The 15,910-nt window shown below is 64.0% G+C and carries 13 protein-coding genes; 3 read left to right on the plus strand and 10 right to left on the minus strand.

The features are described 5' to 3' along the window. Positions 1-246 precede the first annotated feature (246 nt). The 3 genes from QME84_12235 to xseA form a co-directional block, all read right to left on the minus strand. Positions 247-1,554, minus strand: a complete 1,308-nt coding sequence (locus tag QME84_12235; GenBank protein MDI6875033.1) for an LCP family protein — start codon at positions 1,552-1,554, stop codon at positions 247-249. Positions 1,555-1,903: 349 nt separating this feature from the next. Continuing rightward, positions 1,904-2,140, minus strand: a complete 237-nt coding sequence (xseB, locus tag QME84_12240; GenBank protein MDI6875034.1) for an exodeoxyribonuclease VII small subunit — start codon at positions 2,138-2,140, stop codon at positions 1,904-1,906. A 75-nt stretch (positions 2,141-2,215) separates the two neighbouring features. Next, on the minus strand, positions 2,216-3,622 hold the full coding sequence (gene xseA / locus QME84_12245) for an exodeoxyribonuclease VII large subunit (protein MDI6875035.1): 1,407 nt from the start codon (positions 3,620-3,622) through the stop codon (positions 2,216-2,218). Positions 3,623-3,813: 191 nt separating this feature from the next. Here xseA and QME84_12250 point away from each other — a divergent pair, with 191 nt between their 5' ends. Then, on the plus strand, positions 3,814-4,410 hold the full coding sequence (locus QME84_12250; protein MDI6875036.1) for a hypothetical protein: 597 nt from the start codon (positions 3,814-3,816) through the stop codon (positions 4,408-4,410). Between the two features lie 14 nt (positions 4,411-4,424). On the opposite strand, the gene QME84_12255 is transcribed toward QME84_12250, so the two are convergent. The 3 genes from QME84_12255 to QME84_12265 form a co-directional block, all read right to left on the minus strand. After that, positions 4,425-4,712: a hypothetical protein gene (locus tag QME84_12255; protein ID MDI6875037.1), complete on the minus strand. Its 288-nt coding sequence runs from the start codon at positions 4,710-4,712 to the stop codon at positions 4,425-4,427. A gap of 136 nt (positions 4,713-4,848) precedes the next feature. Then, entirely contained in the window at positions 4,849-6,465 is a 1,617-nt protein-coding gene (locus tag QME84_12260; protein MDI6875038.1) for a M23 family metallopeptidase, read from the minus strand. 307 nt (positions 6,466-6,772) lie between these two features. Further along, positions 6,773-8,401 carry a PKD domain-containing protein gene (locus QME84_12265; protein MDI6875039.1) on the minus strand — a complete coding sequence of 543 codons (1,629 nt, stop codon included), beginning with the start codon at positions 8,399-8,401 and terminating at the stop codon, positions 6,773-6,775. A gap of 251 nt (positions 8,402-8,652) precedes the next feature. Between QME84_12265 and QME84_12270 the strand changes: the two genes are divergently transcribed. After that, on the plus strand, positions 8,653-8,865 hold the full coding sequence (locus QME84_12270) for a hypothetical protein (protein MDI6875040.1): 213 nt from the start codon (positions 8,653-8,655) through the stop codon (positions 8,863-8,865). 65 nt (positions 8,866-8,930) lie between these two features. On the opposite strand, the gene QME84_12275 is transcribed toward QME84_12270, so the two are convergent. Next, complete coding sequence (locus QME84_12275) at positions 8,931-10,826, minus strand: CocE/NonD family hydrolase (GenBank protein MDI6875041.1); 1,896 nt, start codon at positions 10,824-10,826, stop codon at positions 8,931-8,933. A gap of 398 nt (positions 10,827-11,224) precedes the next feature. Next, positions 11,225-12,424 (minus strand): 4Fe-4S binding protein, encoded by a 1,200-nt coding sequence (locus QME84_12280; protein MDI6875042.1) that lies wholly within the window; start codon positions 12,422-12,424, stop codon positions 11,225-11,227. 123 nt (positions 12,425-12,547) lie between these two features. Here QME84_12280 and QME84_12285 point away from each other — a divergent pair, with 123 nt between their 5' ends. Further along, on the plus strand, positions 12,548-13,411 hold the full coding sequence (locus tag QME84_12285) for an aminotransferase class IV (GenBank protein MDI6875043.1): 864 nt from the start codon (positions 12,548-12,550) through the stop codon (positions 13,409-13,411). Positions 13,412-13,543: 132 nt separating this feature from the next. On the opposite strand, the gene pabB is transcribed toward QME84_12285, so the two are convergent. Together pabB and QME84_12295 are read right to left on the minus strand one after the other, a co-directional pair. Continuing rightward, entirely contained in the window at positions 13,544-15,067 is a 1,524-nt protein-coding gene (gene pabB / locus QME84_12290; protein MDI6875044.1) for an aminodeoxychorismate synthase component I, read from the minus strand. Positions 15,068-15,214: 147 nt separating this feature from the next. Next, positions 15,215-15,817, minus strand: coding sequence for an aminodeoxychorismate/anthranilate synthase component II (locus tag QME84_12295; GenBank protein MDI6875045.1), 603 nt, complete (start codon positions 15,815-15,817; stop codon positions 15,215-15,217). Positions 15,818-15,910: the final 93 nt, after the last annotated feature.

Genomic DNA, 15,910 nt, shown 5'->3' on the forward strand with positions numbered 1-15,910 from the left:
GATTGCTCTCCATAATGTCTATGGATTTGGTGACACAATTTCGTATACGCTACCGCCGGTTTTCACCCGTTTATGCCCGGAAACGGAACCGGACGGAGTTGCATGCGGCTACATGAAACTGTGCCGTTTTCCGTCATTCAAAGAGCGGCGGAAAGAGCGGGCGTCACGAACCTTCCAAGGCCGGACCGCGGAAGTTGCGAGGAAGGATCGGCTGCATGGACGGAAAAAACGACGCGAGTGGTGCGCTCAGGAATTCAGATAGTCCTTCCCGATGACCAGGATCACATCGGCATCGTAGGTGATGGCCACATCCTGATCCTGTACCACCCGGTAATCGGCATCGGCATCGAGGTCCTTGGCCACCATGCGGGCGGCGTCCCCGAAACCAGGAGCGTAATAGACGGTGGTCTCCTCGTAAGCGTGGACCGTGTTCCCTATCTTTATCTTGGTGTAGCCCTTTTCGCGCATCAGGTCCGCTACCTTGGCGGCCATGCCCTCCCAGCGTACCCCATTGAGGACCGCGAGGTTCACGGAGGCACGGTTCACCTGCGCCTCCTCGCCCATGCGGCCGAGCAACTCCTGTTTCTCCAGTTCGGCCTGCCTCTCCTCCGGAGTCTTGGTGCTGCAATACTTCTTGATATTTGAGAACAGCTCGGCCGTGGCCTCCGCGTCATGGATGAAATACCAGGGCTGGCCGGGGGCGGGCTCCGGGACGTCTCCCGGGATGGTGGCGAACTCCACGTCCTCTACCTTCATCCCCTGCAAGGCCTCGGCCAGGGTGAAGATGAGATCCGGCTCCAGGGTGGTCTCCAGGTAGCGGACGGCGGTATCCAGGATCTTGAGGAGGGCCTGTATGTCCCGGATGGAAACCGCCTTTTCCATCACCGCCTTGAGAAAGGCCTTCTGGTGCTCGATGCGGTCCAGGTCCCCGCGAGGGAGCTTGCGGCTGCGGACCAGGATGAGGGCCTGCTCCCCGTTGAGCAGGTGATCGCCCTTCTCCAGGTAACCCACCTTGGGGTCGTTGATGGTGATGTCCAGGTGGAAGGGGACGCCGCCTATGGCGTCCACGATGTTCTTGAAGGCCTCAAAGTCCACCTCGACGTAATGGTGGATATCCAGGCCGGTAAGTTCCTCCACCACTTCCACTGCGCCCGCCGGCCCCTTGAAGGAATGGGCGGCGTTTATCTTCTCCGTGCCGTATCCCGGGATGGTCACCTTGGTGTCCCTGGGGATGGAGACCAAGACAGCCCTCTTGGCCTTCACGTTCACCGAGGCTACGATCATGACGTCGCTGCGGGTGTAGCCCTCCTCGCCGGGAACGCTCCCCCGGTCGATGCCTATGAGGAGAAGGTTGAGATTTTCCTCCGGGTCGTGCCACTTGCTCAGCTCGGCAAAGAGGTCCGGGTTGTCCTCAGGGGCTATGACGGCGGGTTGGAAACGCACCCGCAGGTAGTGCTTGGCAGCCCAACCCTTGACGGCGTCGAAGTTCAGGGTTCCGGCTACCAGGCCCCCCAGGAGCACTAGGGCCGCCGTCAACTGGAGGATTCTCTTCATCCTCCTTCTCTTGCGAAGTTTCAACCGTTCCTGTCTCTTCATACGCGCTTAAAATCGCTTTGCGTCTATCAATCCGGCTGTCCAGCCGGGGCCTCAATCTTTCTTGTCTCCTCATACGCGCTTATGACGTTTTTCTCACTGGGTACGGTTCCTTCTCCTTCGAGTTGTACGGACCGCCGAGTCAAGCGAAAAACGCTGACTTTTCAAGCAAGGGTATTATATTACAAGGCGAGGAGGCGGCATCGGATTGAAGTGGCATACCCCTGAGCAACCGGTTGGTCTTCCCGCTCGGCAGCGCGCCTTTCGGTAAGCCCGGGCTCCTTTCATCGGTCTTTTCTCAAACCCGACGTCATTCCTCGGTGAGGTTGTTTTCCTCCACCCGAAATTCCTCCGTAGACAGTTCCTCCTCCAGGCTGCCGATGAGCTTCTCCACCCGGGCCCCGGCCTCGGTCAGCCTTCTTCTGGCCTCGCGGACGAGGCCCACCCCCTCCTCAAACAGCTTCAGGCCCTCCTCCAGCTCGAGGTCCTGTTTCTCCAGCGCCGAGGCGATCTCCTCCAGCCTCCGCATGATGCCCCCGAAGGTCATCTCCTCCACCTTGGCGTCACCCCCGTCATGTCTTCCCCTCACTTCCGGGAACGGCGTACCCTTCTTTCAGCGCCCCTAGTCCGCGGCCTCCTCCCGGCCCCTCACTTCGCAGAAAAGGCGCCCCCGATGCAGGCGCACGTCCACCTCCTCTCCCTCGGCCACCTCCAAGCTGTCCTTGAGTGGCCTGGTCTCCCCGCGGCGGGTGGCGATGGCGTAGCCGCGGGAGAGGACGGCCAAGGGACTCAGGGCATCCAGGCGCGAGGCGGCCAGCTCCAGCCCGTTGGCCTTGCCGGAGAGCAAACCCGACATCCGCGACTTCAGTTCGCCCGACAGGACGCCGGGTTCCCTTTCCCTCCATCTCCACCAAAAATCGAAGGAGGCCCGCAGCTTCGCGTAAGCGTCGCCGATGCGGCGGGGAAGGTCATGGTACTCGCGGGGAAAGCGGACCAGAACCCGGGCGTGCTCCTCCACCCCCTCTCCCTTCCGGCGCAGGGCCCCTCGCATGTTGTTCAGGAGCAGGGTTTCCCCTTCCGCCAGGCGCTGCCTGGCCTCCCCCAGGACCACCTCGCCGTCCCGGAGGGACCGCCGGGAGGCCAGGAGGGAGAGGTCCCTCTCCCGGCGGTGCAACATGCGACGCAGGGCGGCCTCCAGCGAGGTCCCCCTCTCCCTCAAGAGGGTGAGGACCTCCGCGGAGGAAGGGACCGCCGCCTCGGCCGCCCCGGTGGGTGTGCTGGCGCGATGGTCGGCGGCCAGGTCGGCCAGGGTGAGGTCCGGCTCGTGCCCCACCCCGGTGACTACGGGAATGGAGGAGTTCCTGATGGCCCTGACCACTTCCTCGGTGTTGAAGGGCTGGAGGTCCTCCAGGGACCCCCCTCCCCGGGCCAGGATAAGGACGTCCACCGGGCACGACCGGTTGAACACCCCGATGGCGGAGACGATGTCCCCCACCGCTTCCTCGCCCTGGACCCGCACTCCTCGCACCAGTACGCGGCAGCAGGGATACCGGCGGGTCAGGTTGATGATCACGTCGCGGACGGCCGCCCCCTCCAGGCTGGTTATGAGGCCGATGGACTCGGGGTAAGGGGGAAGGGGCCGCTTGAGCCTCTCGTCGAAGAGCCCCTCGGCGGAGAGCTTGCGCATAAGACGGAAGAATTCCCGGCGGAGCCTTCCCTCCCCCGCTTCCTGTACCTGTTGGACGTTCATGCGGTACTGCCCCCGGCGCACGTAGATGCCCAGGCGTCCGCGGGCCAGCGCCCGCATGCCCTCCCGCAGGATGGAGGAAGCCTCCTTCGCCGCCTCGCCGAACATCACGCAGGGTAGCACCGCCTCCTCCTCGGAGAGGCTGAAGAAGAGGTACTGGGGATAAGGCCTGAGGTTGGAAACCTCCCCTTCCACCCAGAGGACCACCTCCTGGAGGAGGCCGTCGGCCAGGCGGTTCACCTCCCCCACGGTGTAGACCCTCTCCTCGTCCTGTGTTTTCACCTTGCGTCCTTTCCTTCCCGCTCCCCGCCGCGCCACCCCCATTTTATTCCCCGCCTCCGACATCCGGAAATAACTTCTCCTGGACTGAAGGAAAGGTGAACCGGAAGGTGGAAATACATTATGTAGATATGGAGAAGGCGTCGAACAACTAAATGTAGTGCATGCTCCGCTGCCTTGGTGGCGGAGGACTCATGCGGGAGGGCGCCTTGGAGATACTGGCCCTGCTCCTCCTGGGCTTTATAGCCATGCTGGCCATCGTCCCCCCCATCATCAGGGGGAAACTGGAGGACTCGCCCCTGGTGACCACGCAGACCTTCCGGAAGAGCATGCAAGGGATAGCCCATTCCCTCGAACCGCGCCTGGAGCCGAATGTCGCATTACCGGATTACCGCGTGGGCAGCCCGCCATCTGGCAGAGCACGAACCGCCCCGGAAGCCGCCGTGGGAGCCGGCCTGAGAGCCGGCTCCGGCACCGGCGCTCGGATCTCCGAACGGTCCGCATCCCCGCGCGGCGCCGCTCGCATCGACACCCGCAGGTCTTCGGCCCACAAGGCGGCGGTCCGCAGGAACCGCATCTTCGCTTCCTTGACCTTTATGGCGCTGATTTGGGGTATGGCCACCCTCTTCACCGGGAGCCTGTGGTGCCTGGTGATGTTCTCGACAAGCGGCTTCCTCCTCGCCTTCTACTGGGGGCTCACCATCGTCGTACCTTATATCTTGATGCGGAGCGGCGAAGTCCGTCGGGAAAGCTCCGCGGTTCGCGGCGTCCACAGGCGGTATATCGCTTGAGGGAAAGCACGGGCTCAACCCAGCACGCCGGCCCTCCACAACAGGAAGACGAGGGCTCCGTGCCCCAGGAGAAACAGGATAAGATACATAAAGGCGTGGCGCCCGTACTGGGGACGCAGGTAAAAGAAATACAGGGCCACGAAAAACCCCACGAAGGAAGCGATGGCTAAAACCACCAGGATCCCGGACGCCCCTCCCAAGGTCTCCCTGCGGTTGGAGAGCAGGTAGGCGCAGGCGACCATCACGGCAGCCGGAACGAGCATGAGCGCCAGCTGCGGCCAGGTGGGTTGGCTGTCTTTCATCTCTTTCCTCCTTTTTCCAGGTCAATTTTCGACGACGGCGTCTCCGCGCGTCTCGACTGTTTCAGGGCGGAATCCCGACCATTCGGTTTCCACTTTTTCCCGGCTCCTTGAATCTCCGTTGACCCGCTGACCGCCTTCACCTCACCGCGGGTTCTCTCCCCGCGTCCAGCAAGCGGAGGCTCTCCTCCGCCCTGCCACCGCCACGAAGCCTCCCCAGGAGCGATTTAGCGCCTTCTTTCAGGCCGCCGGACAGGGCCTTTCCGGCCAGGGCCCTGGCGAACTCGCCGGAAATCTTCAACCTTCCCCCACTAAGGCGGGACACGAGCGCCCCTAGCCCTTGTCCCCTTCCCAGCAGGCTTATTCCACCGGCCAGGAACCCCCCTCCGAAGCTCAACAGGGACTCGAGTAACGAGGGGCGCCCACCGGTCGCCGCCCTGAGTACCAGGTCCCCCAGCGCGCCGGCGCAACCGCAAAACAGCATGTAGGCCAGCTTCTGGGAAATCCCGGAAATCCAGGCGCCGGCGTAGGCGGCCACCTGGGCCGCAGCGCCCCCGCCCAGAAGCGAGCCCCCGGAGGAGAGAAATCCCGCCGCCAGTCCCTGGACCGCTCCGCCGGATAAGATGCCGCTGACCAGCAGGCGGCCCATGCCTCCCGTAAGTCCGCCGACCAGGAAGGAGACCAGGAGTCCCCCGGGGGAAACGCCTCTCCCGGTGGCCAGGGAGAAGCCCGAATAGACCAGGAGGTTGGCCATCCCGTGGGCCAGGAAACCCTTTCCGAACCCCAACCACCCCAGGTTGGCCCACCCCGCAGCGGCCGCGGGTGCCAGGCAGGAAAAGAGCAGGCATCCGCCGGCGGCCGCTCCTCCGATGGCCAGGGAACCAAGAAAGCACCCGAGGAAGGAAAAGGAATCCCCCGAGGCGGAGGCGTAATAGACGGCGTATCCCAGCGAGGTCGCCCCACCCACCACGCAGGCGGTCAACACGGAGGCCAAGGACAGGCCCAGGAGCAGCCCCAGGCCCGCCACCGCCAGGCAGATGGCCGCCGCCGCCGCCAGTCCAGCCAGCACGGCTTGCACGAAACGGTTGGAAAGTACGGCCTTCAGCGCCCTCCCGGCCGCGCCCAGGAGGGGGGAGAGCCAGGGCTCCAGGCAGACCCGGTAGAATTTCACCGCCGCCCGGCCCAGGGTTCGGGCCAGGCGGCAAGTCCATTCCCAAGCCACCGCCAGCCCCCGGCCCAGGGTTTTCACCACCGCCCGTGTGCCCTCGACCACCGCCTTCTTCAGAACCCCGAAGCCGCGCTCCACCCAGCCCGGGAGATTGCCGCCACCATGTCGTTCCATGTAGGCCCGCGCGGAACGCGCATCCTCCCAGGGGCCCAGGAAAAGGGAGCGGGGATCGAGGAGGGCGCCCCTCAAGAAGAGCAGGGGATCCACGGCCACGCCCTTGAGAAAAAGCCCGAAATGCAGATGTGGAGCCGGGCTGGAGCGGTCCAGGACCCCGTCGCTCTTGCCGATGACCTGTCCGGCCTCCACCCGTTCTCCCCTGTGGACAGCGGAGCTGCGCAGTGACACGTAGGTGGTCTTGAAGTCTCCCGCGTGCAGGATGCTCACACAGATGCCCAGCGGTGTGCTTCCGGAAAAACTTACCATCCCAGGCGCGGAAGCCCGCACCTCGCTTTCCGGGGCCAGGGCGATGTCGATACCCGCGTGCCCGCCCTCCCCGTAAGGTCCCGTGGAAGGGATGAACCCTTTCACCACCTTTCCCGGTGCCGGCCAAAGAAAGGTGGGGGCCTCCTCCCCGGCCGCCAGGGCCGGGGAGGAAGACACGTGGAAGGAGAATACGAGGAGGGAAATGAGGGGTAAGATGAGGAGGGATAGGGCTGATGCCCGGCATCTGAAGGGTGCCTTTCCGCCCCCTGGGATGCGCGTGCCGTCCTCAAGGCCGGCACCGCCCCCCGAGACCCGCCCTTCCCCTCGCCCCGACCGAAAGGGGCGCGGTTCGGGCGGGCCCGGGATGCGATCCCGCTTCGTGGGGCGGTTCTCCTTCCGGGGAAACATGAGATCAGTAGACCTCCACGGTCAGCGCGGCGCTGTCGGAAAGGCCGCGGGAATCGAATACCTCAAGCACTACCCGGAACCGGGCGGGGATAACAGGGGGATCGTACACATGCTGGACCGTCTTCCCGTGAAGCATGGTCCCGTCGCCGCAGTGCCATACGTAGCCCACGATGTCCCCGTCGGGGTCGGAAGAACCTCCGGCATCCATGCGGACGTACAGGGGAGCGGGACCCCTGAGGGCGGACAGGAAGGCAACGGCACGGGGTGGACGAGAGGCGCTCCGGGAGGCTCCCGCGGAAGCAGGGGATGTCGCGCGGGGCGGGGCAGCGGAAACGTCGTGGGATACCCATTCATCCTCTCCCACCGTGGGTACCTCCCCGGGAGATCCTTGCGACTCTTCGGGACCGATGCTTGGTTCCTCCCGCCCCGAGCTGATCACCAGGCATATCGTCTCGCCGGGATGCAACTCCGAGCCCGCCGCGGGATCCTGGGCCACCACCCTGCCCGCCGACCACAGTCGGGAGGGCGATTCCCGCAGGCTCCAGGTAAGTCCGAACTCTTCCAGCCTCTCTCGCGCCTCCTCGAGGGTGAAGCCCTGCAGGTCGGGGACCTCCACCCAGGCGCCGGCCGGGCCTTCTTCCTCGCTGGACCGGCGCTCCCTTCGGGCACCCAGAAACCCGGAGAGGGCGGAGAAGACTACCCAAAGCACCAGACCGCCGGCGAACATGAGGGCCAGCTTTCCCGCCCATCCGCGGAGGCGCCTTTCCCCGGAACGTGCGCCGCGGTTCACGGACGACCCTACCTCTCCTTCCCCATCGTCGAGGAAGGGTTCCGCGCCTTCGGGTTCCCCTCCCCTCCACCCACCCGGGGGAAACTCCACCTCGTCCGGCGCAAGACCGCCTCCCCCGGCGGGGGAACGCAGGGAATTCTCCAGCTCCTCCAGGACCAACCGGGGTGATGATGGACGCCTGCCGGGCAGGGGATGCCCAGCCCTCTGGAGAAGGAGCTCCAGCTTTTCCGTGCGTGAACCCTCGGGCAGCACCTCGTCCACCATCACCGCCAAGGAGAAGACGTCCGAGGCACGGGTCCCCTCCTTTCCCGGTTCCGTCTCCGGGGCCCGATAGGGGGAAACCCGGGCCGCCTGAGCCGGATCCATGTCCTCGAGGATCCATCCGTAGCCCACGCGCTGGAAACGGAGGCTCCCGCGGCGGTCGACGAGCACCTGTCCCGGGTTGAGCCCCAGGTAGTAAAGGCCCGTGCCGTAGGCCTCGGCCAGTACCTCCACCGCGGCTGCGGCCAGCTCCACCACCTGCGCCTCGGGCAGGGCGAGCTGGGAAATCAGCTCCGGGAGGGGTGTGCCCTCGCCCTTCTCCCGCACCAGGTAGAAGTAATCCCCCTCCTCTCCCCAGTTGAGGAGGGGAAGGACGCGGGGCCCCCTTATCCCCTGGGCGGCACGCAATATCTCACGCAGCCTCTGTGGTTCCACAGGGAGTTCCTCCGGGGAGGCGGAGACGAGATCCAGCTCCACTTCCGCCCCCAGGTCGGTATCCAGGGCCAGATAAGAGGACCAGCCCCTACCGGAGAAGATCCTCTCCCTTATCCGGTACCTCGCCGCGACCATCTCTCCGTACATCGCTGCCTCCAAAGATGTTAGATATAGTTATGTTAATTAAGTTATATAACTTTGTCAATAGGCGAGGGGGCGTTTCTCTACCGGTTCAACGATAGGATCGCACCAAGGACTGGGTGTAGGGGGTGTAGGTCTGCCTCTACACCGGAGTAAGATCTGCGAAGGGGGGCTTTCCGGACAAGTCGGGATGCCGCGACGGACCGGCCAGGAATTTAACCTTGCCCCGCGCCGCGACCGGATGCCATGCTTTAAGCATGAAGGTGGAGGAGGTTATCTTCGGCTTGCTGGCCATGGCCTGGGGAGCCATCCTCTGGGCCATGCGCCCGGAGCTGCTCAAGCTGGGAAGGGAGGGCGGGAGGGGATTGCGTGACCCGAGGGTCATCAACGCCCTGGTGATAACCGCTGGTATCCTGCTCCCCCTGGGCGGCCTTTCTCTCATCCTCTGGAGGGGATTACTGAACACCTGAATAAGCCGCGGGCTGGCCGTCCCGTCCACATTGCTGACCCTCGCGTAAAGACCGGGTCTTCTTTATCAGGTGCCCGCGGGGACCACGGGGAGGATGATCCTCGAGGGCCTCTCCCGGCTCCTCAAAAGGAATATGAAGTTCAGGCCCCAATGCGGCCAGCAGGAAAGCAGGTCCGCGGTGGAGACCACCAGCTTGATGCGGCTTCCGGCGCTGAATCGGTGGTAGCAGGCCTGCATCTCCAGCGGTTCGCCGGTTCCCGTATCCGACCAGGGAGTATAGCCGTAACCTTCGTAGAAACCCCGGCTTACCAGGATTTCCTTCCCATCCGGGGTTACCTCGTAGAGCCAGGGTATGAGCTGCGTGAATTCCGCCGAGGCACGATAGAAGAACTGGAACCGTGGGACGCCCATGATGGTGAGGTCCCTCTTCAGCGGCCGACTTAGGTAGCTGGTCTCGGTGAAGGGGATCTCCAGGAGCTTGAGACGGGTGGGTACGTCCATGGCCTCCCCGCCCAGGAGCTCAGGGGCGTCCTGATAATAGGGAAGGGAAACGGAACCGGTAAGGCCGATGTTTACCAGGAAATCCCATTTATCGCCCGGGCCGGAAGCGGCACGGTTGAGGGTCCCCAGGCCGTCCGGTCCAGCTCCTCCCAGGTAGAAGGAGACCTCCCTGGTGCCGGGCAGGGGATACCCGGGAGCGGTCCCGAAACAGGCCGGGTCGGTATGGCGGTAGAAGGCCACCGGGGGCTCGCGGTCCACCCCGTTGTCCATCCCCTTGAGGAAGCGGTCGAACCAGCGTTCCACCTGCTCCCGCACCCAGGCGCTCTCCGGGCTGCCGGTTATCCCCTCCACCGGGAAGGGACCCGGGTAACAACCCAGGTGCCCGTGGTTGGTGATGATTATCTTCTTGGGAGCCTGGATGTGAGTGAAGGCCATCAGGCCCTCGTTGGCGAAGAAGAGGTCATCGTTCCACCCCGCCAGGATCAGGGTGGGGGTGATGATGGGGTGTTCCACCGTGCCGTCATATTCCTCGTCGCACCAGTAGCGGGCGGAACGCACCCTGAAGTAGTTCTGGCAGAACTCGTAGTCGCCGGTACGCCTCTCCAGCATGGCCCCCAGTATGAAGAGCATGCTCTGGTCGAAGGTGGTCACCGGCGGGATGAGCTTCCAGAGGTAACCGATGAAGGCCTGGAGCTTCTGAAAGCCGTCCATGTGATCGTCCAGGACGAGGTTCATGAGGCTGACCATGAAACCGGTGAGGTCGCCCAGGTAGGTGACCCCCGTAAGGAGGGCACCCCATAGCATCTTGCCCGCCCCGTTGGGAAGGAGGGAGAAGGTGAGGTCGAAGGACCCGTGCATGGGCACCGCGGCACGGATGCGCGGGTCGCCGGGGTCACCGGGGCGGGGATCCTTGCGCTCCGACTTGAGATAGGAAAAACATCCCCCCATGGAGGCGCCGGTGATTCCCACCACCGGTCCCTTCTCATCCTCGAGGACCGGGAAACGAGGGTCCTCCCCGAGCAGGGTGATGATGTGGCTGACGTCCTTCATCTCGTGCTCGGGGTCCATGCACCCCACGTCACCCCCGGCCCCGAACCATCCGCGGGCGGTGATGGCCACCCCCACGTAGCCGCGGGAGGCGAAATATTCCGCTCCCCACTCTCCCATGGACTTGTCCAGGGTCCAGCCATGGACGAAGATGATGGCCGGGAAACGTTCCCCGGCCGAGGCATCCGCGGGGTAGTAGACGCTCACCGGGATGGTTATCCCGTCCCACATGGTCCAGTCCTCGGTCACCTTGGCCACCCGGTAGGTGCGGCCTCTGCCGGCGGCCCCGTTCCCCTCCTCCGGTCCCGATGCCGCCCGGGCTGCCGCAGCTGGTACGGCGGAGGTAAGGGTGAGGAGCAGGATGGAAATAGTTACCAACAGGGCGAGGATGAGACGGAAACGGTTTCGTTTCATGGTCAGACCCCCCTTTGAAAGCAGCCTCCGGAAACCAGGCGCAAGCCTGTTTCCCCCTCCCAGTTCCCCGGCTTTTATACACTAACATAACAATTGTTCGTGTGCAAGATTTAAAATTTATATTTTGCAAATATTGATATCTGCATTTATATCCATCACCAGGGGACCTCCGAGGGGTGCAAGGCTACCGGTGTTGAAGAGGATGGAAGATGGTGTCTCGAGGCAATGCATTGAGGCAACAGGTGTCCGGAATCCAAGGTCCCCGCCTTTTATCTCCCTTCACGACCGCCCGGGAGGGCAAGAAACAACGGTCACGCCCAGGCCCGACAACTATCGCGGGCGGCAGAATCGTTGTGAGGTCGTTGGTCATGAAGTTCCGGCGTACTCTGTAAAACGGATTACGGACTTGAGGGCCACGGGCGGCGGCGGGAAAACCACTCCCGGAGGCTGTTGGCCACGAAGTTCCTGCCGTACTTTGCAACGTAGACGAGGAAATTGGCCGGCGGCGGCTGGTAGGAGGGGACCTCCCGCAGCGAGAGCGCTCTCCGCGGGCAGGCTACCACGCAGAGACCGCAGCCGATGCAGCGTTCCTTCCGGTGCAAGTGGCTCTTTTTCTCCCCCTCCCGCTCGACCATCATGGCCCCCATGGTGCATGCCCTGGCGCATTTTGCGCAGTAATCACACTTGGAGATATCGAGGCGCGGAAGGTAATGGGGCGGGGCGATGAAGCCCGGGGCGTTGAATTCGGAGATCTGCCGGAGGGCGTCACAGCAACAGCCGCAGCAGGAACAGGAGCAGCGGAAGAACCTGGCACTGCGGTCGTTCATTATCCAGGTCACCAGGCCCGCCTTCTCCGCCTCCCTCTTGATCCCCAGGGCCTCCTCCCGGTCCACCCGACGCATGCGCCCTTCCCTTACCAGGGCTGGGGCGAAATCCCCCATGACCATGCAGGTCTCCAGGGGCCGCCCGCAGTCCTCTCCCAGGATCTTCTTGGTGAGACGGCACTGGCAGACCCCCACGGCGAAGTCCCGGTAATCCTCCATGATCACCTCCAGGCGGTCGGAGGGCAGGGCCATGGGCACGGCCTGAACCGCTTCCTGCACCGGTAGATACCTGACGGCATGCACCGGCCTCCGGGAATAGGCTGTGGTGAAACCGGTGCGGAAGAGGGCCTCGAAAAGCTCAGCGAAGCGCCGGTGCCAGTCGGTGACTTCTTCCGGGGATTTACGCACCAACACGTGCTCGAAGGTCCCAGGAACGATGGGGAGAAGGCCAAAGCGCTCCTTATCCCCTGTCCCAAAGGAGATGAGCACGTACTTCTCGTGGGCCAGCCGTCGCAGGATCTCCCGCACTTCCTCGAGCGGCTTCCCCGACGCCCGGGCCAGCGAGGCCGCCGTCCTCGGCCGCCAGGGCTTGAGGTGGCGGACCACCTCCGCCTCCTCCTCGGTGTACATGTGCTGCACCAGGCTTACCAGCTCCTCGCATACCGGGGGCCCCAGGAGGGCGGGGCTTGAATAGGTCCTGACCAGGTCCATGTGGGGCACGGAAACGGCAGCATAACCGCCAGGGACGTAGGTCTTGATCCTCGTTTTGATCATTTATCCTCCTTGGGCGCCGACTTCCCATCCTGCAGTGCCGACTATGGAGCATTATACTATTCACGAGGACTTTGTATGCCGGTCATTTCGAGGAGGGACGGGCGTTCGCCACCGGGAGGGAAGATGAAGATATACCTCGACGGGCGTCTCCTGGATGCGGAGGAGGCGCGCATACCCGTCACCGACCGCGGGGTGCTCTTCGGTGACGGACTGTTCGAAACCATCCGTGCCTACCGCGGCAAGCCCTTCCGCTTGGACCGGCACCTGAGGCGCTTAAGAGAGGGGTGCCGGGTGCTGAGGATATCCGGAATCCCGGGAGACGACGAGATCGCGGAGGCCATCTCCGCCCTGTATCAGGAGAACGTGGGAAGCGGGGACGCTTACGTTCGCCTGACGGTGACCGGGGGGGACTTCGACGGGAGCCGTACCCTAACCAGGTCGGCCGGGCCCCGCTTCTTCATCATCGTCAAGCCTTTCGAGGGCTATCCGCTGGAGTTCTACCGACGTGGCATAAGGGTCACCGTATCCTCGGTGCGCCGCAACTCCCACTCCCCCCTCTGGCGCATCAAGACTAACAATTACCTGGAATCCCTCTATGCCAAGCAGGAGGCCTCGGACCGGGGATACGACGACGCCCTCTTCCTCAACACCGAGGGCTACCTGGCCGAGGGGTCCACTTCCAATCTCTTCCTGGTAAGCGGCGGAAAGGTGATGACCCCCCACCCGGATTGCGGCATCCTTCCCGGCATCACCCGGGAGACCGTTCTGGAATTATGTTCCAGCCTGGGAATCGGCTACGAGGAGGGTTTTTACCGCCTCGAGGACCTCCGTGGCGCGGGCGAAATCTTCCTGACCATGACCACGGGTGAAATCATCCCGGTCGCCGAGGTGGACGGCTCCCGTCCCGGGGAAGCGTGTCCCGGTCCCTTCACCTCCCGGCTTCATGAGGCCTACCGCCGGCTTGTAGAGGAGGAACTTTCGCCCTGAAGCCCCGCTTTGATCCCGGGTGCCTGTTTAGTCGATCCATTGCGTGGCCCCCTGCATGCGAAACTTGAAACCCTTTGTGCAGGAGCGTGGGAAATCGTGAAACCCGCTCTACCTTTAATACCCCATGGGGTATCACGATTCAAGACCTGACCCCTCTTGAAGGCTGGCGAAGATGGCTTTGCCCTTGTCCAGGGTCTCCTGGTATTCGTCCTCGGGGACGGAATCGGCGACTATCCCACCGCCCACCTGGAAATAGGCGGTGTTCCCCTTGACGATGACGGTGCGAATGGCGATGTTGAGGTCGAAATCGCCGTTGAAGCCCAGGTAGCCGATGCTCCCAGTGTACACGCTGCGGGCCGTGGGCTCCAGCTCGTCGATGATCTCCATGGAGCGGATCTTGGGCGCCCCGGTTATGGAGCCGCCGGGGAAGGAGGCCCGTAAGAGGTCCACCACGTCCTTTCCCGGGTAAAGCTCCCCCACCACGGTGGATACCAAGTGATGGACGGTGGCGTAATGCTCGATCACCGCGTGTTCCTCGACCCTGACGCTCCCGTAGGAGCAGACCCGGCCGAGGTCGTTCCTCTCCAGGTCCACGATCATGGAGAGCTCGGCACGGTCCTTTGCACTGGCTTGGAGCTCTTCCGCCAGGCGGCGGTCCTCCGTCGGGTCGTCCGACCTCCGCCGCGTCCCCTTGATGGGGCGGGTCTCCACCCGCCGTCCCTTCCCCTTGAGAAAGCGCTCCGGGGAGGAGGAACAGACCTGGCTCTCCACGGCGTTGAAGTAGGCGGCGAAGGGCGCAGCGTTGAGGCGGCGCAGCCTCCGGTAGAGTATCCAGGGATGATCCCGAAGGGTGGTATGGAAGCGCTGGGAGAGGTTGGCCTGGTATATGTCGCCGGCGTAGATGTACTCCTTAACCCGCCGCACCGCCCGCAGGTATTCCTCGCGGGTGAAGTTGGAGACGAAACGAGCTTCACCCGCGCGCCCTGGCACCGGGTAGGAGGGCGGTTCCGCCTCTTCCCACCAGAGGGCCTCCCGCGCGACTGCGTCGGGATCCTGGGGATGGAGGACGAAGAGCCAGGTACGTCCCTCGCGGTGGTCGTGGGCCAGCACCTGGTCGTAGAAGGCAAAGCACAGTTCGGGAAGGCCCAGGTCGTCCACGGCCCTGCCGGGAAGCCTCTCGATATAGCGCCCCAGCTCGTAGGCCAGGTAGCCCATGCCCCCTCCCGTGAAGGGGGAGAGCCCGCCTGCTTCCGCCGCTTCCGCCTCCTCCAGCCGGAAAGCGCGTAACGCCCTTCGCAGGGCGGCGAAGGGGTTTTCCGTGGTGTCCCAGGATCTTCCATCCCTCGCCCGCCACCGGCAGCGATGACCCCGGGTGGTCAAAACCAGGAAGGGCTGGTAGCCGATGAAGGAATATTCTCCCAGTCGCTCCATGACCAGGCTGGAATCCAGGAAGCAGGAGTAAGGGGTATGGGCCAGGCGGTGGAAGATGTCCTCCATGGGCGGCGGGTCATGGAGCTCCCGCCACTCCAGGCGGAAGCTCACCGTTCCTTCAATCCCTTCGCCAGGCCTGCCGCCGGACAGCAACTCCGGCAGGTCTGCCAGCCATGCATCCGTCCTGTTCTTCTGCCCTATCAGCCCCATAATCCGCTCCTTCATCTCCATGCCGCCGTCCCGGGCGCCGGTCCCTCAGAATCCGCCACATACCATGGACCTCCTCCCCCACGCGCGTCGCCCCCGGGACTGCCCGGTCCCCCAGAACCGCCTGAACCCGGATGCCGCCGCAACCGGAAAGCGGGACGCATGTCATCCCCCCACCGATATGCGGTGTTCAGCCAGGTCCAGGAAATTGCGCAGCAGCCTCAATCCCTCGGGGGTCATGAAGGACTCCGGGTGGAACTGTATGCCCTCCACGGGGTAATCGCGGTGGCGTACCCCCATGATGAGACCGTCCTCCGTGCGGGCGCTGACCTCCAGGCACGGGGGCAGGGAGTCCTCCAGGATTACCAAAGAATGGTAACGCGCCGCCTCCATGGGGTTGGGAAGGCCCCTGAAGACCCCCCTTCCGTCGTGGTGGACGAGGGAGGTCTTGCCGTGCATGACGTAAGGCGCGCGGTCCACCCTGCCCCCGTAGGCCTCGCCGATGCACTGGTGTCCCAGGCACACGCCCAGGATGGGCAGCCGCGGACCAAACTCGAGGATTATGTCCTTGGAGAGGCCGGCATCCCTGGGAGCCTTTGGTCCCGGGGAGATGACGATGGCCGCCGGGTCCAGCTCCTCCACCTCCCTTAAGGTGGTGTGATCGTTGCGGAAGACCACCAGGTCCGCGCCCAGGATGCCCAGAAACTGGACCAGGTTATAGGTGAAGGAATCGTAATTGTCGATCATGAGAATCTTTCCGGCGGACATGCTCTCACCTGCCTCAACCGTCAGGCCACGGGTTCGCGGGCCCGGGTCCCCGCCCTCACCCTCACTCCCCTGCGAGTCTCCGTCCCACGCCCG

It is taken from the genome of Actinomycetota bacterium, assembly GCA_030019255.1.
Classification (GTDB): Bacteria; Actinomycetota; Geothermincolia; order Geothermincolales; family RBG-13-55-18; genus Solincola_A.